The 18,948-nt window shown below is 66.1% G+C and carries 17 protein-coding genes; 11 read left to right on the forward strand and 6 right to left on the reverse strand.

All coding sequences use genetic code 11. The features are described from left to right. Window positions 1–74: 74 nt before the first annotated feature. The 10 genes from HQ306_RS06010 (at window position 75) to HQ306_RS06055 (ending at window position 11,408) form a co-directional block, all read left to right on the forward strand. Entirely contained in the window at window positions 75–1,316 is a 1,242-nt protein-coding gene (locus HQ306_RS06010; RefSeq protein ID WP_222628244.1) for an FAD-dependent monooxygenase, read from the forward strand. Window positions 1,317–1,339: 23 nt separating this feature from the next. Beyond that, a complete protein-coding gene (locus HQ306_RS06015) occupies window positions 1,340–3,037 on the forward strand; it encodes a thiamine pyrophosphate-binding protein (RefSeq protein WP_222628246.1) in 1,698 nt (565 codons plus the stop codon). Between the two features lie 53 nt (window positions 3,038–3,090). Continuing rightward, on the forward strand, window positions 3,091–3,513 hold the full coding sequence (locus tag HQ306_RS06020; RefSeq protein ID WP_222628248.1) for a heme-binding protein: 423 nt from the start codon (window positions 3,091–3,093) through the stop codon (window positions 3,511–3,513). 101 nt (window positions 3,514–3,614) lie between these two features. Continuing rightward, entirely contained in the window at window positions 3,615–4,907 is a 1,293-nt protein-coding gene (locus tag HQ306_RS06025; protein ID WP_222628250.1) for a Rieske 2Fe-2S domain-containing protein, read from the forward strand. Window positions 4,908–4,916: 9 nt separating this feature from the next. Next, window positions 4,917–5,879: a PDR/VanB family oxidoreductase gene (locus HQ306_RS06030; RefSeq protein ID WP_222628252.1), complete on the forward strand. Its 963-nt coding sequence runs from the start codon at window positions 4,917–4,919 to the stop codon at window positions 5,877–5,879. Continuing rightward, window positions 5,876–6,277 carry a nuclear transport factor 2 family protein gene (locus tag HQ306_RS06035; RefSeq protein WP_222628254.1) on the forward strand — a complete coding sequence of 134 codons (402 nt, stop codon included), beginning with the start codon at window positions 5,876–5,878 and terminating at the stop codon, window positions 6,275–6,277. Before HQ306_RS06030 ends, HQ306_RS06035 begins: the two co-directional genes overlap by 4 nt. An 87-nt stretch (window positions 6,278–6,364) precedes the next feature. Continuing rightward, entirely contained in the window at window positions 6,365–7,837 is a 1,473-nt protein-coding gene (locus HQ306_RS06040) for an aldehyde dehydrogenase (RefSeq protein ID WP_222628256.1), read from the forward strand. A gap of 40 nt (window positions 7,838–7,877) precedes the next feature. Next, a complete protein-coding gene (locus HQ306_RS06045) occupies window positions 7,878–9,488 on the forward strand; it encodes an FAD-binding oxidoreductase (protein WP_222628258.1) in 1,611 nt (536 codons plus the stop codon). After that, complete coding sequence (locus tag HQ306_RS06050) at window positions 9,488–10,417, forward strand: oxidoreductase (RefSeq protein WP_222628261.1); 930 nt, start codon at window positions 9,488–9,490, stop codon at window positions 10,415–10,417. Before HQ306_RS06045 ends, HQ306_RS06050 begins: the two co-directional genes overlap by 1 nt. Window positions 10,418–10,475: 58 nt before the next feature. After that, window positions 10,476–11,408, forward strand: a complete 933-nt coding sequence (locus HQ306_RS06055; RefSeq protein ID WP_222628263.1) for a LysR family transcriptional regulator — start codon at window positions 10,476–10,478, stop codon at window positions 11,406–11,408. Window positions 11,409–11,417: 9 nt separating this feature from the next. On the opposite strand, the gene HQ306_RS06060 is transcribed toward HQ306_RS06055, so the two are convergent. Genes HQ306_RS06060 through HQ306_RS06085 form a run of 6 tightly spaced genes read right to left on the reverse strand, consistent with a single transcriptional unit; the run spans window position 11,418 to window position 17,463 of the window. After that, the gene (locus HQ306_RS06060) at window positions 11,418–12,410 is read right to left on the reverse strand and encodes a cyclase family protein (RefSeq protein WP_222628265.1); all 993 of its coding nucleotides are present in this window, start codon (window positions 12,408–12,410) and stop codon (window positions 11,418–11,420) included. Continuing rightward, entirely contained in the window at window positions 12,407–13,408 is a 1,002-nt protein-coding gene (locus HQ306_RS06065; protein WP_222628267.1) for a fumarylacetoacetate hydrolase family protein, read from the reverse strand. The genes HQ306_RS06060 and HQ306_RS06065 overlap by 4 nt, the downstream gene beginning before the upstream one ends. Next, a complete protein-coding gene (locus HQ306_RS06070) occupies window positions 13,405–14,343 on the reverse strand; it encodes a VOC family protein (protein ID WP_222628272.1) in 939 nt (312 codons plus the stop codon). The genes HQ306_RS06065 and HQ306_RS06070 overlap by 4 nt, the downstream gene beginning before the upstream one ends. Further along, a complete protein-coding gene (locus HQ306_RS06075) occupies window positions 14,340–15,359 on the reverse strand; it encodes an amidohydrolase family protein (RefSeq protein ID WP_222628273.1) in 1,020 nt (339 codons plus the stop codon). The genes HQ306_RS06070 and HQ306_RS06075 overlap by 4 nt, the downstream gene beginning before the upstream one ends. Next, on the reverse strand, window positions 15,356–16,480 hold the full coding sequence (locus HQ306_RS06080) for an FAD-dependent monooxygenase (protein WP_222628274.1): 1,125 nt from the start codon (window positions 16,478–16,480) through the stop codon (window positions 15,356–15,358). Before HQ306_RS06080 ends, HQ306_RS06075 begins: the two co-directional genes overlap by 4 nt. After that, window positions 16,477–17,463 carry a fumarylacetoacetate hydrolase family protein gene (locus HQ306_RS06085; RefSeq protein WP_222628275.1) on the reverse strand — a complete coding sequence of 329 codons (987 nt, stop codon included), beginning with the start codon at window positions 17,461–17,463 and terminating at the stop codon, window positions 16,477–16,479. The genes HQ306_RS06080 and HQ306_RS06085 overlap by 4 nt, the downstream gene beginning before the upstream one ends. Window positions 17,464–17,714: 251 nt before the next feature. Here HQ306_RS06085 and HQ306_RS06090 point away from each other — a divergent pair, with 251 nt between their 5' ends. Further along, complete coding sequence (locus tag HQ306_RS06090; RefSeq protein WP_222628284.1) at window positions 17,715–18,917, forward strand: MFS transporter; 1,203 nt, start codon at window positions 17,715–17,717, stop codon at window positions 18,915–18,917. The last annotated feature ends 31 nt before the right edge of the window (window positions 18,918–18,948 follow it).

Raw genomic sequence — 18,948 nt, forward strand, 5'->3', positions numbered from 1 at the left:
TCGTCCCGACCGGATGCTGATCCTGTCGACACTCGCCTCGGCAATCACCGAACTCTCAAGGAGCTCAACAGATCATGGGATCGGACAGTATCGACATCGCCATCGTCGGCGGTGGCATCGGCGGCCTCGCGGCAGCCGCGTCGCTCCGCGCACAGGGCTTCGCGCCGATCGTGTACGAGCAGGCGCGGGCGTTGACCGAGATCGGCGCCGGCCTGGTGGTCGCACCGAACGCGGGACGGCTGCTGCGCGGGCTGGGAGTGCTGGAAGGACTGCTCACCCGCGCCGTGAGGCTCGACGTCGGCTGGGAGTTCCGTCGGTGGCAGGACGGGTCGGTGTTGTCGTCCGAAGATCTGGAATCGGCCTGCCGGGACCTCTACGGCGAACACACCTACACCGCTCACCGAGCAGACCTGCTCGACGCTCTGCGGTCGGCTGTACCGGAGTCGTCCGTTCGGCTCGGGATGCGCGCCACGTCCGTGTCGTTCGACGGCGAGGACGCCGTGGTGACGTTCGAGAACGGCGATCGGATACGTCCCGGGCTGCTCGTCGGAGCGGACGGTGTGCATTCCGTCGTCCGACGATCCATAGCCGGAGACCATCCCGCACGCGAGTCGGGGATCTGCGCTTTCCGTGCGCTCGTCCCGGCCTCCCACGCACCGGAGTTCGCGACGCGCGCCGCGCAGACGCTGTGGGTGGGCCCGGACCGCCACCTCGTGCACTACCCGGTCTCGAGCGGTGAGTTCGTCAACGTCGTGGCCTTCGCGCCCACCAGCGCCGCCACCGTCGAGTCGTGGAGCGCGACGGCCTCGACGGAGGAACTGGTCGCGGAGTTCGAGGGATGGGATCCGAGGTTGTCGAGGCTGATCGAAGCGGCCGGCACCCCTGGCCGGTGGGCTCTCCTCGATCGCGAACCCCTGGACGGATGGAATCGCGGCAACGCGACGATGCTCGGCGACGCGGCGCACCCGATGTTTCCGTTCTTCGCGCAGGGAGCCGCGCAGGCCATCGAGGACGCTGCCGTTCTCGCGCTGTGCCTCTCCGAGCACCGCCCCGACGTCCAGTCCTCTCTCGAAGCGTACGAAGCGATCCGCCGACCGCGGACCACGCGAATGCAGCACGTGTCGCACGGTCGCTCACTGGTCAACCACCTGCCCGACGGCGTGGAGCAGCGGGCACGTGACGATGCCTATGCGGCCGGCGATCCCCTCACGGACAACGGGTGGATCTACGGATACGACCCCGTCGATGCCGTTGCACGACACACATTCTCAGCGGATGCCGACCGGCCTCCGGCCTTCCCACTCGGCACCTCGTGATCCATCCTTCGAAAGGCTTCCCGATGACATCGGCAACCGGCAGCGAACTCGTGGTTCGAGGTCTCCTCGACGCAGGCGTGTCCGTGCTGTTCAGCTTGAACGGCGCGCATGTGGACGGGATCTTCCAGGCCGCCCTTGACGAGGACCTCGACATCGTCGACGTCCGCCACGAGATGAACGCAGGACATGCGGCGGAGGGATACGCACGAGTCACGGGAGAGATGGGGGTCGCGGTCGTCACCGCGGGCGGCGGCTTCACCAACGTGCTGACCTCCATCACCAACGCCCACCTCGATCGAACTCCGATGTTGTACATCACGGGATCCGGACCACTGGCGACCGACCTGGTCAATGACCAGCAGGCCGGGTTCGACCAGGTCGCGATGGCGGCACCGGTGACCAAGTTCGCTCATCGAGTGACACGTGCCGACTTGATCCCCCGTGTTCTGGCGCAGGCGATCCGCACCGCCGAGTCGACACCGCGGGGCCCCGTCCTGCTCGACATACCCTGGGACGTGCTCAGACAATCCGTCGAGACGACGGACACGCAAAACTACCGCACCGTGATCGACGGGTACGGGTGTGCACCGAACGACATGTCGGATCGCATTCTCGACGCGCTGAGCACGGCCCGACGCCCGGTGGCGCTCGTCGGCAACGCATTCGGCTCGCGGGAGTCCCGCGCGCAGCTGCACGATTTCGCCTCGCGTGCCGGCATCCCACTCGTCTCGGACTACGAGGGACTCGGCGCCCTCACGGGTTCGGACTGGCACGTCGGTCTCGTACAGTCGTTGGCAACGCTCGCACCGGACGACCGACCGGACATGGTTCTCGTGCTCGGAGTGCGGTTCGGTCTTCCGACGCGGTTCGCGACAGGACAACTGGTGCCCCGGGGAGCTCGCGTGTTCCAGATCGATCCCGACGGACGGGAACTGGGACGACTGCAGAACGTCGAGGTGGGCATCCAGGCCGATCCGGTGGCCACCGTCGCCCACTTCGGCGACCGTCTCGGTGTGGGAGCCGCACCTGCACAACGCAAGGCCTGGCTCGCGCGGCTGAAGCAGGCCACCGACGAGCACACCGCGACTCTTCTGGCGGAGGCCGAAGCACACACCGGTGCCATCCACCCGTTCCTCGCGGTGCGGACGATAGCGATGACGGTCCCGGACGAGTCGGTCATCGTCGTCGACGGAGCCTTGACCGAACTCTGGTTGTCCGAGACGATCGCGTCGGCGAACGTGTCGCACTTCCTCGGTCACGGCTATCTCAGTTCGATGGGATGTCAGATGGGCACCGCACTCGGTGCCCAGTACGCGAACCGAGAGCGCGCGACGGTTCTCGTCACGGGTGACGGAGCCGTGGGTTACTCACTGGCAGAGTTCGATTCGATGGTTCGGGCCGGGCTCCCGGTTGTCGTCATAGTTCTGAACAATCAAGCCTGGGGTGCGACGCTGCACACCCAGGAATGGCTGTTCGGCACGGATCGGGTGACGCACAACCGGCTGGCGAACGGCTCGTACAGTGCCGTGGCACGCGCGCTGGGCGCGGACGGCATCGACGTCGACACGCTGTCGGAACTGCGGCCCGCCATCGAGTCCGCGCTGCGGTCCCGCAGGCCGACCTGCATCGATGTCCGAGTGAGCCTCGACCCCATCCCACCCGAGGAACGCAGCTTGATGGGCGGCGGTCCGTTCACGACGGTCACGACTTCCTCGACGTGACGACACGACCCCACTCACGGATTCACCTTCACCCACGACCCGAGGACATCGACATGCGAGAACCACTCACCTACGAGATCGCCACGGGTGCTGCCGAACACGGCATCGCTCGCGCCCGGCAGGACGGCCGGGCGGTGTGCGTCGTCGTCGTCAACCGCAGCGGGATCATCAAGACGCTGCTGGCAGACGACGGTGTGGGCGTACTCGGTGTGGAGACCGCACGCCGCAAGGCGTACACGTCCGCAGTCAGCGGCAAGACCACCGCCCAGTTCGCCGCCTTCGCGGCATCACCCACGATGCAGCACTCGCCCGTGCATCTCGTCGACGCGGAGTTGCTCCCCGTCGCCGGCGGAGTTCCGATCGTCACCGCGGACGGCGAGGTCATCGGCGGGATAGGCGTGGGTGGGGCCGACGACATCACGGACGGGGCGATCGCCGGGGACGCCCTCGACTCGATCAGCGGATTGGTGGGGTGACCCGTGCAGCCACCCGAGCCCTCCACGACGGACAGCGCACGTCCGTCGAACCCGTTGTCGCTCAGAGTTACAACCATCACGACCGATCAGGAGACGATTCGATGACCACAGCCACGTCCGACACCGGTACCGGCTACGGACGACCGATTCCCGCACACAACGCACGATTGACGGAGGTAGGCCCCGGCACACCGATGGGCGAAGCCTTGCGCCGCTACTGGCACCCGATCGCCAGCTCCGAGGTCTTGGTCGCCGGAGCACTTCCGGAGCGTACCCGGGTCCTCGGCGAGAACCTGGTCGTGTTCCGCGACGGTCAGGGGCGCCCGGGTGTCGTCTTCGAGCGGTGTGCTCACCGCGGGGCCAGCCTGCACTACGGCCGCATCGAGGAAGACGGCATTCGTTGCTGTTACCACGGCTGGAAGTTCGACGTCCAGGGTCACTGCCTCGATCAGGCCTTGGAACCCGGCGGAGGACTCAAGCGCGAGAAGGTGCGTCAGCCGTGGTACCCGGTCGAGGAGCGCTACGGCCTCGTCTTCGTCTACATGGGTCCGCCCGATCGCAAGCCCGCACTGCCACGATTCGACGCGCTGGAGGACCTCGGTGACGGCGAGAAGTACTACGCGAGTTGGCCGGTGCCACACGCAGCGATCACGGGGATGCCGAGCGACTTCAACTGGCTGCAGAACTACGAGAATGCGGCGGATCCCACCCACGTGACCTGGCTCCACTCCACGCACAGCGGCTTCCAGATGCTGGGAACGGGAACCTTCGGCTATCCGGAGCAGTTCTTCCACGCTCCCACCATTGCCGATCGGGTGACGTACGAGCGCACCGAACACGGCCTCAAGTACATCCACCGGTTCGAGCAACCGGATGACACCGGCGTCGTAGCCGACCTCGGATTCATGGTCGAACTGCAGCTTCCCAACGTGTTCGGTCTGCCCGACTACGTGCGGGTCTCGCCCGGTGTGCGGCACGACCAGGTGATGTGGGTCGTGCCGTCCGACGACACGAGCCACCGGATCTTCTTCTCGATCCGGTCGACCGATCCGCAGCGGATGAACGAGTTCGCGTTCGGCATCACCCAGGACGAGAAGCAGAACTACGAGATGACCGAAGACGAGAAGCACCGGACGCCGGGAGACACCGAGGCGCAGAGCTCGCAGGGGCCGATCACCTTGCACTCGGAGGAGACTCTGGCCACCGCGGACCGGGGTGTGGTCATGCTTCGCCGCATGCTGCTCGCCATGGTCGAGGACGTGGAGGAAGGACGGGACCCGATGAACATCGAGCACGACGACAGCTTCGTTCGACACGTCGACTCGGGCGTGCTCGCCGTCGAGCCGACGGAGCGCACGAAGAAGTCACGTACCGCTGCCGATGTCGGAGTCTGACGAACGCCCATGACGGACCAATGGCTCGACACCATCGTCGAGAGCCGCAGAATGGCCACCGACCGCATCGAGGTGCTGGATCTCGTGCGGACGGACGGCGCGGAGTTGCCGGAGTTCGAGGCGGGTGCACATATCGATGTACTCGTCGACGACGAACTGGGTCTCGTTCGCCAGTACTCGCTCTGCGGACCGTCCCACGATCGGTCGCGCTACCGCCTCGGCATCCTCCTCGAACCCGCGTCGCGAGGCGGGTCGGTGCGTATGCACGCGTTGGCGAAGGGTGATCTGGTTCGGATCTCGTCGCCGCGGAACCGATTCGGCATCGCGGGCGACGCTCGCCGCCACGTACTCGTCGCCGGAGGGGTCGGCATCACCCCTCTGTTGGCGATGTCGTACGCGCTGCGTGCAGTGGACGCGGACTGGGAGTTGCACTACTGCGCACGCAGTCGCGACGACGCAGCCTTCGCCGATGAACTGGACGGTGATCCACGGGTCACCTTCCACTTCGACGACGGTCCACCGGACCGGCGTCTGGCGGTGACGACGGACGTGGGGAGTCCTCGGAGCGACACGGCACTGTACGTGTGCGGTCCCGGCGGTTTCATGGACTTCGTCATCACCTCCGCGGCGAACATCGGATGGGATCCGTCGTCCGTCCACATGGAACGCTTCGCACCGTCGTGGGCGGCAGCGGCCTCGGCGGCCGGCGACGCCTTCGTGGTCCGGTTGGCGCGTAGCGGCGAGGAATTCGTGGTCCCGGCCACGGACAGCGTGCTGGACGTCCTGATCGACAACGGAATCGACGCACCGTACTCCTGCCAGCAGGGAATCTGCGGGGAGTGCATCGTCACCGTGCTCGCCGGGGAGCCCGACCATCGAGACGACGTCCTCACCGACCGCGAACGAGCGCTCGGACAATTCGCGACCTGTACTTCCCGATCACATTCGACGATTCTGGAGTTGGACCTATGAGCATCATTTCGCATGATCGCGACGTCGACGCCTCCGTTCTGGAGGCCGAGCGCGCGTGGCTGCACGCACTGACGATCGGGTTCGACGCACTGCGCGCGTTGATGCTCGACGACAGCCACGTCGTCCACGGGCCGGTGGGCAAGATCGATCCCGTCGACAGTTTCGTCGAGTTCCAGTCCCGACGCCGCCACGCCGTCGTCGCACGGGCCAGGGACACGAGGGTGACCGTTCGAGGTGAATACGCCGTCGTGTCGTGCCTGCAGGAGATGCACATCGTGTTCGACGAGGAACTGCCGCCGTTCCCGATCGAGGAAGTGGTCACCAGGATCTGGCGGAACACCGACGACGGATGGAGGGTGGCTCACATGCAGCAGTCCAAGCGGCTGCCCCCGGCCTGACATCCCGGACGGATCTCGACAGCAGCGTCCGCTGCGACACCCACATCCTGCGGCAGCGACCGCAATTCACGGAGGTACACGATCGTCATGACTCTGACCGAGGTCGCAGTGCGCACGACCCACCTGTTCATCGGCGGCCGACAGGTGGACGCCGAGGGCGGCCGTAGTTTCGACACCGTCGAGGCGCTGACGGGCACCCCCATCGCCCGCGTGGCAGCGGCATCGGTGGCGGACGTCGACAAGGCCGTCACCGCCGCCGCGGAGGCGTTCGCCGACTGGTCGTCGCGGCCACCGAGCGCGCGGCGGGCTGTGCTGTCGACTGCAGCGCGCCTGATGCGCGAGCGCGCCGACGAGTTGGTGGCGATGATGAGTCGGGAAATGGGGGCGACCCTGCCGTGGTGCAGGTTCAATGTGCACGTCGCCACCACCATGCTCGACGAGGCCGCCGCTCAGGCATATTCGGCCGTCGGCGAGGTGATCCCGTCGGACGTGCCGGGGCTGACGGCACTGGGGGTGCGTCAGCCCGTGGGTGTCGTCGTCGGAATCGCGCCCTGGAACGCCCCCCTCATTCTCGGCGTGCGATCCGTCGTCTGGCCGCTCGTGTGGGGGAACACCGTGGTCCTCAAGTCCTCCGAACAGACCCCCTGCACCCAGGCGGCGATCGTGGAGATCCTGCACGAAGCGGGAGCCCCGACGGGCGTCGTCAATCTGATCAGCAACGCCCCGGAGGACGGCCCCGCGATCGTCGAAGCGTTGGTCGCTCACCCGCACGTCACGCGAGTCAACTTCACCGGGTCGAGTCGTGTCGGTCGCATCATCGGTGAACTCGGAGGCCGCCACCTCACGCGCGTCCTCCTCGAACTCGGGGGCAAGGCGCCGTTCCTGGTGCTGCCGGACGCGGATCTCGAGGAGGCGGCCGCCGCCGCGAGCTTCGGGGCGTTCATGAACCAGGGCGAGATCTGCATGTCGACCGAGCGGATCGTGGTTCTGCGGGACGTCGCGGACGAGTTCTGCGCGCTGCTGTCCGCACGCGCGGGAAGATTGGTGGTCGGGCCACCGTCCGACGCCGCGTCACAGGTCGGCCCTCTGGTGCACAGCGCCGCCGTCGACCACGTCGTCGCCCTGATCGAGGACGCCCGTGCCAAGGGTGCCGACATCCTGACGGGCGGATCCGCGGACGGTCTGTTCGTCGCACCGACCGTGGTGCGCGGCGTGACGCCGGCCATGCGCATCTACGACGAGGAATCCTTCGGGCCGGTCGTGTCGATCATCGAGGTGGACTCGGTGGACGAGGCCGTCGCGGTCGCCAACGACACCGAGTACGGGCTCTCCTCAGCAGTGTTCGGGAGGGACGCCGCGGCGGCACTCGACGTCGCCTCGCGCATCCGGTCCGGCATCTGTCACATCAACGGAGCGACGGTCCACGACGAGGCTCAGATGCCCTTCGGCGGAGTGGGCGCCAGCGGCTGGGGTCGGTTCGGATCCCGAGCGGCCCTGGACGAATTCACCGACCTGCGGTGGATCACCATCCAATCGGGTTCACGGCACTACCCCATCTGACGACGATCATCCCTCTGCTCGACCGACCGTGAGGACACCCATGACCCTGCACGTCACCGACATCGAACCGATCAGCGGCCCACCGGTTCCCGACCCGTTCGTACTGTCCGAGTCGGTGCGGGACCAGTTGGTCTCCGTCGTCGGTCGAGAGAACGCGTCGATCGATCAGGCCGAGCGAGACGACTACCGCGATCCGTACTGGTTCCCCGAGGACCGAACCTACGATTCGTCTCTCGTGGTGTTCCCGCAGTCCACCGAGCAGGTTCAAGACCTCCTGCGGATCGCGAACGCGAACTCCGTTCCCGTCTGGGCATCGTCGCAGGGCAGGAACAACGGCTACGGCGGCCCGTCCGCGCAGGTGCGCGGCTCGGTACTGATCTCGCTGAGGAAGATGAACCGCGTACTCGAGATCGAACCGGAACTCGCCTATGCGGTGGTGGAGCCAGGTGTCCGATGGTTCGACCTGTACGAGGAACTTCACGCTCGCGGGGACGAACTGTTGGTCTCCGTTCCGGACATCGGCTGGGGATCGGTGATCGGCAACTCCTTGGACAACGGTGTCACGTTCATGCCGGCAGGATCCGACTTCTCCGCGCAGTGCGGCATGGAGGTGGTGCTCGCCGACGGATCGCTCCTGCGGACCGGAATGGGAGCCCAGCAGGGCAACGGAAGCTGGCACACGTACAAGCGTGGTCTCGGACCGGTACTCGACCCACTCTTCATGCAGTCCAACTACGGCATCGTCACGCGCATGGGTATCTGGCTGATGAAGCGCCCCAAAGCGTATTCGCCGTTCTACCTGTCCATTCCGCGAGATCAGCAACTCGACCAGGCCATCGACATCGTGCGCGAACTCCGACAGGAGGGCATTCTCCGCGGCGTCCCCAACATCCAGGACATGCTCACCGCGGGAGAGGTGCACTTCCCCGAGCACCGAGGGAAATTTCCTCCCTTCGTGGCCCCGACATGGTCCGACGAGCAACTGGACGAACTCGCGGACGAGACCGGAATCGGGCGGTGGGGCGTACGGACGGCGCTGTGGTCGGACCCCGACACACTCGACCTGCACGAACGCAGGATCAGGCAGGCGTGGTCGGCGATCGAGGGCGGGAAGGTCACGCGCCTGGCGACGTACACCGCCGAGAACTGGCACACGCTGGAGTCGGCCGGCTTCATGGATCGACTCTCCGGTGGGATTCCGTGCCGTGACTTCATCGACGCTCTCCCCGACTTCGTCGGACATGTCGGCTTCTCCCCTGTCGTCCCGCTACGTGGGGCCGAGGTCGCGGGAGTCATGCGCCAGGTCCGATCGGAGGTGGTGGCACGGACCGGGGTGAACTACTCCTGCGCCATCTTCGTCACCAATGACCGGTCTGCCACCGTGGTCACGCCTGTGTTCTACGTACGCGACGATCCGAACCAGGTCGAGGCAGCGCTGGACACCGCCAAGCACTTGCTGCGCCTGCTCGGGCAGCAGGGCTACTGCGAGTACCGAGCGCACCTCAGCTTCATGGATCTTGCGCAGGAGCAGATGGGCTTCGGCGACCACGCTTACAGGCGGTTCGCCGAAAAGATCAAGGACGCAGTCGATCCGCACGGGATCCTCTCGCCGGGTCGTCACGGGATCTGGCCGTCGAGCTACCGCCGTTGATGAAGCGAGCGGCACCTACACGGGATCGACACCCGTGGACCATCGACGACGCCCCCGACCAGAGTGGGCGGACCGTCGTCGTGACGGGATCGAACACAGGCATCGGATACGAGACCGCCTCGGCGCTGGCCGGTCGCGGGGCACATGTGGTGCTCGCCGTCCGCGACGAGGCGAGGGGCCGTTCGGCAGCCACGCGTGTACGCGCACGGCATCCGATGGCCGCCGTCTCGGTCCAACGGCTCGACCTGAGTTCGCTGGCCTCGATACGCGCAGCGGCCGAGCAGCTCACGGCCGACCATCCGCGGGTGAGCGTTCTGGTGAACAACGCCGGGATCGCCCACTCCCCCCGCTCTCTCACCGAGGACGGTCTCGAGCGGATCTTCGGCACGAACCATCTCGGCCACTTCGCATTGACCGGGTTGCTGCTCCCGTCGATGCTCGACACACCCGGGTCTCGCGTCGTGACGGTCAGCGCACTCGCGCACCGACAGGTCGAGGACATCGACTTCGACGACCTCCGCCGCGACCACGACTACGACCCATGGACGGTATACGGCGAGTCGAAGCTCGCGAACCTGCTGTTCACACAAGAGTTGACCAGGCGATTGTCCGGCACGAACACCATCGCGGTCGCTGCCCATCCAGGTCTCGCACGGAGCGATCTCTCCCGCAACGCCTCTCGGCGCGAGAAAGCGCTGTTCCGCGTCCTCGCGCCGATGCTGCACACGACCGCGATGGGGGCTCTGCCCAGCTGCCGCGCCGCGACCGACCCCACACTCCGAGGGGGCGAATTCCTCGGGCCGCGGCGGCGTGGCATCCGCGGCGCGCCAGCCGTCGAAGTACCCGACGTCGCAGCCCGGGACGACCGCAGAGCTCGGCGACTGTGGTCGATCTCGGAAGCGCTCACCGGCGTGAACTTCCCTGTGTAAAGAGTTTCAGAGGCGTTCCTCCCGGTTCGAGGCAGCGTTGTCGGACTATGCTCGTTCGGTGCGGAAGGTCATCAGCGTAGCGAACCTCGACCTCAACCTGCTGGTGTCGCTCGATGCCCTTCTCCAACAGAAGAGCGTGACCCGAGCAGCACAGCAACTGAGCTTGAGTCAGCCCGCATTGTCGGCCGCGTTGGCTCGCCTACGGCGCCACTTCAACGACGAACTTCTCTATCGCGTCGGCAACGAGTACCACCTGACTCCGCTCGCGGCAGAGCTCCGGCAGCGCGCCGGCCTCGCGCTCGACGGTGTCGAACGAGTCTTCGCCGCCCAACCGGAATTCGATCCCGCCGAATCGACGCGTGAGTTCGCGGTGTTGGTCAGCGATTACGGAATCACCGTACTGGGCGACACGCTTGCCGGACTCTTCGCCGAGGCCGCGCCCCATGCACGACTCCGGTTCCAGCCGACCAACCCGGATCTCGTTGCCCGCGCCGAACATACGCTGGTCGGCACCGACTTGATACTCGTGCCGCATGGCTTCGTGACCGACCTTCCGCACCGGGATCTCTACCGCGATCGGTGGGTGATGGTCGTATCGGCAGACAACGAGAGTGCGACCGCCGAGGTGACCGTCGACGACCTCAGGTCGTCGCCGTGGGTCGTGGTGTTCCACGGACAGACGGCGGCGACCCCGGCCGATCGCCAACTCCGCATGCTCGGCATCGAGCCGAAAGTCCAAGTCGTGACGGAGAACTTTCTGACCGTTCCCGGCCTCGTCGCGGGCAGCAACCGAATCGCGCTGCTGCAGGAGAAGTTGGTACGGCTCCTCCCCCTCAACTCGGGAGTCCGCACGATGCCGTGCCCGGTCGACGTCGGCGAACTGGTCGAGGCAATGTGGTGGCACCCGGTGTACGACCGCGATCCCGAACATGTCTTCCTGCGAGACATCGTGATTCGTGCCGCCGATCTGGCGACCGGAGAGCTCGGCTGACGACTGCTCCTACTTGACCGCGATCGGATTGACCGGCGCTCCGACGGCTCCCGTGACCGGGATCGGCGCTGCGGTCAGGAAGAACTCGTACGTTCCGTCCGTGGCGCAGTCCTCGGCCAGGGCGTCGGGGTCCCACATCTCGCCGAGGAACAATCCGATGTTGGGGATCGCAACCTGGTGCAGGGGTTGGAATGCGACATCGAACTCGTTGGGCCGCACTTCGAACCCCCATGTGTCGGTAGCGATCGCAGCGATCTCACTGTCGTGCAACCAATCCGCAGTGGTGAACGACAGTCCCGGCGCCGCGCCGCCGGCATAGTCGCCCCAGCCGTCACGACGAGCCCTGCTCAACTGACCGGTGCGGACCAGCACCAGATCACCGCGCCGAATGTCGGACGTGCGGCCCTGCGCCGCAATCGTGGCGGTCAGATGCTCGGTGGTGATGGCGAAGCCGTCGGGAAGCTCACCGTTGTCGCCGAACTGTCTCCCGACATCGAGCAGGACACCACGACCGACGATGCCGTTGGCGACCGTTTCGATCCCGGTGACCCCGTCACCGAGACTGGTGACGACCGAACCTGCCGGTCGACCGTTCCACGCCGTCCCGTGATCGAAGATGTGGCCCAACCCGTCCCACTGCGTCGAACACTGCAGGGGCATGCAGACGACGTCGTCTGCCCCGCCCAGTCCGTGCGGAAATCCTTGGATGCCGGCCGCGGCATCGGTTCCGGTGTCAAGCATCGTGTGGACCGGGTTCGTCCGGCGACGCCAGCCCTTCTGCGGACCGGACATGTCGAAGCTCTGCGACAGCGAGAACGACGTCCCCTTGCGAATCAACGATCCTGCAGCAGCGCGCAGGTCGTCGGTGAGGTAGTTCATCGTCCCGCGCACGTCGTCCTCGCCCCACCTGCCCCAGTTACGGTTCCGGGTCGCTGATTTCGCGATCTCGCCTTCGGGGTCGGTGCGGTCGAGCGCCCGCGGGTTCTCGTGAGTGCTGGTCATGTGACTACCTTCCGTGGGAGAGATCGGACATCCGCGCGTCCGTCCCTGATACGCCGGTGGTCCACGACCCTCGCAGGGGGAACCTGCGGCACTGCGTGCGATGTCCCGACGGTGTTCTCCAATGTTCCGATGCCCTCGACAGTCATGGTCACCACATCGCCCGCCTGGAGCGGTGGCGGTGTCTGCTCGCCCCGCCGACCCCACAGCTCGGCGAGACAACCCCCGTTTCCGACTGTCCCACTTCCGAGAACGTCCCCCGGATGAATCCACGAGTCACGAGACGCGTAGGCAACGAGAGCGTCGAAGCTCCATCCCATGTTCGCGAGCGAATCATGGCCGACACGTCGACCGTTCACGTCGACAGTGCAGGTGAGGTCGAGGAATCCGTCGGTGTCACGACGGCTGTGGATCTCGTCGGCCGTCACGATCCATGGCCCCAACGTGCTGGCGAAGTCCTTGCCCTTCGCCGGTCCCAGGCCCACTTCCATCTCACGGCGTTGGATGTCGCGCGCGGACCAGTCATTGAGAATGGTGTAGCCGAAGACATGCTTGTGCGCATTCGCCGTCGTGATGTCTCGACCGGACTTACCGACGATCGCCGCGACTTCCAATTCGAAATCCAGTGCGCGACATGTTGCGGGCGGTGCGACCACGGCTCCCGGACCGCTGACGGTGTACGGGTTGGTGAAATAGAACCGGGGGGCTTCGAACCACGCGTCGACGACGCCGACCTGCCCGTCGACACTGCGGCGCACACCCTCGACATGCTCTTCGAATGCGACGAAGTCGCGCATGGTCGCCGGCTGCAACGGTGCCAGCAGAGCCACCTCGTCCAGCGCGACCGACGGCCCGTCCATCGCGGCGGATCCGAGGTCGAGAGCACGAGACAGTCCGGCGTTCACCAACTCCCCCATCGACACCGCCACGGCATGCACACGGTCGCCTCGCACCACACCGGCATACGTCGCGCCGGCGTAGTCGTACCTCGCGAACTTCATACCGGCGGCGCCACGAAGAGGCCCTTGTCAGGGTCGTTGAACGACTTCTTGGCGACGAACTCGTCCATCGCATTGGCAGTACCCCACTGATCGGACACCTCCGGTGCCGAGAAGTCGAGCAGGTGCGGATGCCAGGTGTCCTCGTCGAGAACCTCGAGCTCGGTGGTGTACTCCATCGTGTTGCCGTTGGGGTCGAGGAAGTACGAGAACGTGTTGTTCCCGGCCTTGTGGCGTCCGGGACCCCAGATCTTCTCGACGCCTGCCCTCAACATGCGCCCGGTTCCGCGCATGTACTCGTCGATGCCGCGAAGCTCGAACGACGCGTGGTGCAAGGACACATGGGGGCCTCGAGCGACGGCCATACTGTGGTGCTGCGGATTGGTCCGGAGAAACCACATCATCTCCCCCATCCGGGGATGGGTCAGCGTGTCCGACAACCGGAATCCGAACCACTTGTCGTAGAACGCAACCGTGGCCTCCGGATCGGGCGAATTCAGGACCACATGAGACAGCTTGACCGGAATCGACTCCCCCTCCTCGACCTTGCGATGCTGCCTGACCGCGACATCGGCCGATACCTCGATGGTGCGTCCGTCGATGTCGAAGAAGCGGAACCCGTAGCCGCCGCCCATCGTCTGCAGAGTGTCCGGCTCGCCGACCAACTGCACACCACCCACCGCGAGACGCTCGGCGAGGGCGTCGACACCTGCGTTGTCGGCCATCCCGTAGGACACCAGATCGAGCCGCTTGTCGGTTGCCTTCCGGATTCGGACGACGTAACGCTCGGGCGATCCCTCAGCCGCGAGGTAGGTCACGTCGCCGTCGCTTCCGACGTCGGTCAGCCCCCACTGATGGGTGTAGAAGTCGAGCTGCTGCTGGTAGTCGGGCACGGCGATGTCGATGTGCCGGAGATGTGTGAAGACGTAGTCGCTCATGAGGTGACTCCTGACGGTGCTGGGGACAAACCGAGACGAATTGCGTTGTCGCCGAGTATCGATCGGGTGATCGCGTCGGACAGGCCTGCTGCGTGGACTTCCGCGACCGGGTCGTCGTTGCCCATGTCGAAAGGATAGTCCGAACCGAGAACGACCGACTCCGGCCCGACAGCATCGACGAGGGCTCGAAGTTCGCCCGCTCCGTGCACGAGCGAGTCGAACGTGATGCGGGAGAGGTAGGTGCTGGGGCGATCGGCACACCGTCGCGCCTCAGGACGGACTTCCCAGGCGCGGTCCGAACGGCCTATGTACGTGGGGAGATACCCACCTCCGTGCGCCGCCAGCAGTTTCAGGGCGGGATGGCGATCGAGTACACCCGAGAAGATGACATGAGAGAGTGCCGCAGCGTTCTCCACCGGCTGACCCACCGTGTTGGAGAGGTAGAAGCGATCGAGACGCTCGTCGAGCGAGCACCCGAAGGGATGCAGGAACACCACCGCTCCCAGTTCTGCCGCGCGCGCCCAGAAGGGTTCCAGCCGTCCGTCGGACAGTTCGACACCCGGGGCGAACGACGAGATCTCCACGCCGGCGAGCCCACAGGTCAGCACGGCGTCGTCGAGGGCCGCCACCGCCGCCTCCGGATGCTGCAGGGGAATCAGACCCAGACCGACGAGCCGCGACGGCTCCTCGGCGACCAACGCCGCGATGCCACGGTTCGCACTCTCGGTGACCACCCGAGCCACGTCACGGTCCGCCCAGTAGTGATACTGCGACGGCGACGGCGACACCACTTGCACGTCGATTCCGGCAGCGTCCATATCGGCGAGACGTCGATCCAGCCCCGTGAGTTGGGGGATGCGAGCGGCGACCATCTTCCCGGACACGGCGAGCGATTCGGCACCGTTGCGTCGGGCGTCGAGAGCCCGATGCTCCGCCAGACCCGACTGTCCAGTGACGGCGGCCTCAACCTCGGGGACGATGGCGTGCGCGTGCACGTCCACTGTGCGGCCGCTCATGGTGCCTCGCTGACCAGAGTTGCGACGCGGTTCATCAGACCGGGCACGTCGGCCGAGGAATCACCCTCGAGCATCCAGGTTCCGATCTGGACCGAGGCCTCCACCACGGCGCGCGCCCGGGGCAGGCGTCGCGCGGTGAAGGAGTCGAGGAGCGCGTCGTCGATGTCGTCCCCGCCCAGCAACACATCTGCCAGCACGACCGCATCCTCCAGGGCTTGAGCGCCACCTTGCGCGACCGTCGGTGGACAGCAATGCGCGGCATCTCCGATCAGCACGACGCGGCCGCGGTGCCACGGACCCTCCAGCACGTGCGTCTCGAACCACGTGTAATTGATGGACGCCGGATCGTCGAGACGAGCTCTGATCTCGTCCCACGGTCCGTGATAGCTCTCGGCCAGGCCGGTCATGACGGCGAGGCGCTGCTCCGGCGACAGACCCGTGCGGTCGCGGGCATCTTCGACGATGTACGCATACAGCGAGTTCTCGCCCGTCGGGCAGTATCCGGCGATGTAGCCGGCGCCGCCGTAGTACAACTCTGTGCGCGTGACGGTGTCCGGTCGCGGTCCGACCAGCCGCCAGATACCCATGCCGGTCGGGCGCGGCAGGAGGTCGATCCCGATCGCGGCGCGGGTCCACGACCTCACGCCGTCTGCTCCGATCACGACGTCGTACCGGCCGACGGTGTCGTCGGAGAAAGTCACCGTGACGCCGGATCCGTCCCGGGCAAGGGACCGCGCTGCCACACCGAACCTCATGTCGGCGCCGGCGCGTTCGGAGGCCGAGCGCAGGATGGATGTCAGCACGGGGCGCTCCATGCCCATGCCGGCGGGAAGGTCCGCGCCCCCGGTTCGAGCGTCATCGACCTCGACCAACAGGGTTCCCCGGGGGTCCGGCGCGCGAATGCCGACGGTGTCGAAACCGTAGCCCTGCTTCTGCACCTCGTCCCACACACCGAGCGACCTCAACATGCGAAGCGCGTTGCCCTGGAGGGTGATACCGGATCCTGCGGCATGGTCACGCTGCGTCTTCTCCACCACATCGACCGACGCGCCTCCCCTGGCCAACGCGATTGCCGCTGCTGCTCCGGCAATGCCGGCGCCGATGACGAGTACCGATGTCATGACGCATCCACCACGCGGGTCTGCTGGTAGCCGAGTCCGGTGATGGTGGAGGTCATGACGTCACCGTCGCGCAGAAGTCGACCCCAGTGCATGCCGTTGCCTGCCGGACTGCCGGTCAGGATCAGATCACCCGGCATCAACTGCACCGACTGGGACACCGCGGACACCAATGCGGCGACGTCGAACAACATGTCTTTCGTCGACTCGTCCTGCATCGCCGTGCCGTCCAGTTCGAGAGTCAGCCGCATCTCGGACACGTCCCCTGCATCATCCTTCGGCACGATCCAAGGCCCGAGGGGCAAGAATCCCGGCGCGTTCTTGGCACGCAGCCAGTCGGTTCCGATTTCCGGCATGTCCCGCCGGAACACGAGCTCACGCGTCGTGAGGTCGTTGGCGATGGTGTAGCCGGCGATGGCGTCCAAGGCCTCGTCGACGGACAACCCGTACGCGTGCCGACCGACGACGGCTACCAGTTCGAGTTCCCAGTCGTTCTTGTGTGTGCCTGCCGGAAGAACGACCGTGTCGTGCGGACCGGTCACCGCGGAGGGCAGTCCGACGAAGAAGTACGGATCACCCTCGGACGCACGCTTGTCCATCATCTCGGCAGCATCGGCACGAACCTGATCCTCCGTTCGGCCGTCCGAGGGGTCGGCATGTTTGACGGCCAGGTCGATGACATGTGTCCGGTAGTTGGCGCCGGCCTGCAGGATCTGACGCGGTTCGATCGGTGCCGACAGCTGTCCGTCCTGAAGAGCTCTCCACGTGCCGGCACCCGACTCTGCCGATGCACGCAGTATCGGCAGCACTCGGTCCCAGTCCTCGAGGACGGCACGCGTGGTGATCGGCGTAGCCAGTCCGAGATCACCTGCAATGGAATCCAACTCCAGCAAGTTGCCGGAGGACAGAAGTACAGCGTGTGGTCCGTCGCCGAACACGGCGGTACCGAGTGCGAGGGAGGGCAGGGGCAGGGACGCAGTATCCACGGGAGAGTGACTTTCGTTCGGCGACGGTGTGATGACAGCCACTGTTGCGCCCTCCTGACGCATCAGTCAAAGAAGCGTCGCAAATGATCAGTATCACTGGGAGTGATGGCCACCGCTGACCCCCGGCTATAACCCACGCTGATGACCGACCTCAGCATGTGCAATTTCCGTGACAGCCGACGACGGCACACACTGATCGCCGACACGTGACCCACCTCACGAAAGCCGACTCACAGATGACGGAGAGACACATGACTCGACTCGGTTCCGACCTCCCCGATCTCGGAAGAAGGCCAGGTCGGCGGCACGGGATCCTGCTGGTCTCGCTGAGTTGTCTCCCGGTGCTGGGTGCGGTGTCACTCGCCCCGATCCAGCCACAGATGCAGGACGCCTTCGCCGACACACCCGGGGTCGACATCCTGGTGCCACTCACCGTCACGGCGCCGGCGTTGATGATCGGCGCGCTCGCGCTGGTCGCGGGACGGGTGATCGACAGGGTCGGCCGTATCCGTCTCCTGACCGTGGCACTGGTCGTGTACTCGCTGTTCGGAGTGGCGCCGTTCTTCCTGGATTCGCTGTCCTCGATCGTGGCGTCGAGACTCGGTGTCGGTGTTGCCGAGGCCGCCATCATGACCTGTTGCACGACCCTGATCGCCGACTACTTCGAGGGGACCGAGCGCGCACGTTGGTTCGGGCTGCAGGTGGTATTCACCAGCCTGTCGGCCGTGGTGTTCATCGGAGCCGGAGGCGCACTGGCACAGAACAACTGGCGTTTCCCGTTCTGGCTCTACACCGTCGGCATACTTTTCGCGATCATCGCGCCGCTCGTGCTGTGGCAGCCTCGCTCGACAGCCACGGTGCATCGAACGGGCGCACCGGTTCACTGGCGGCCGTTGCTCGTGCCGTTGGCCGTCACGCTGTTCGGTGGAGCGGTGTTCTACGCACCGATCGTCCAGATCCCGATCGCGCTCGACGCCGTCGGTGTCGACAACCCTGGCGCCATCGGCGCGGTCAGTGCCGTCGTCGCAATCGCCACAGCCCTTGCCGCATTCACCTTCGGCCGAGTATCCGGGGCGGGTCCGAAAGTTTTGCTGCCGATCGCATTCGGTGCATCAGGCGTCGGACTGACAATGGTCGGACTGGCGGCGTCTCCCCTGCTCGTCGCGGCCGGCGGGATCGTCGTGTCGGCCGGGTGCGGACTACTGCTTCCCACACTTCTTCTCGCGGTCGTGAGCGACCTCGACTTCGCTCAGCGCGCCCGCGGAACCGGCGCGTGGACCGCAGCCATGTTCTCCGGCGAGTTCGCGAGCCCTCTCGTCGTCGTCGCGCTGGGCGCCGTGTTCGGCGGACTCGGGAGCGCACTGGTCGCATTCGGCGCAGCAGCAGTTCTCGTCGCAGTTCTCGTTCCGACGCTGGCGGCCTTCTCGGACGTGAAAGCTCCGTCCTACTCGTGAGCGCGCCGGACGGGGCTGCCGCACGCGCCCC

Source organism: Rhodococcus sp. BP-160 (assembly GCF_019836205.1).
Lineage (GTDB): Bacteria > Actinomycetota > Actinomycetes > Mycobacteriales > Mycobacteriaceae > Rhodococcoides.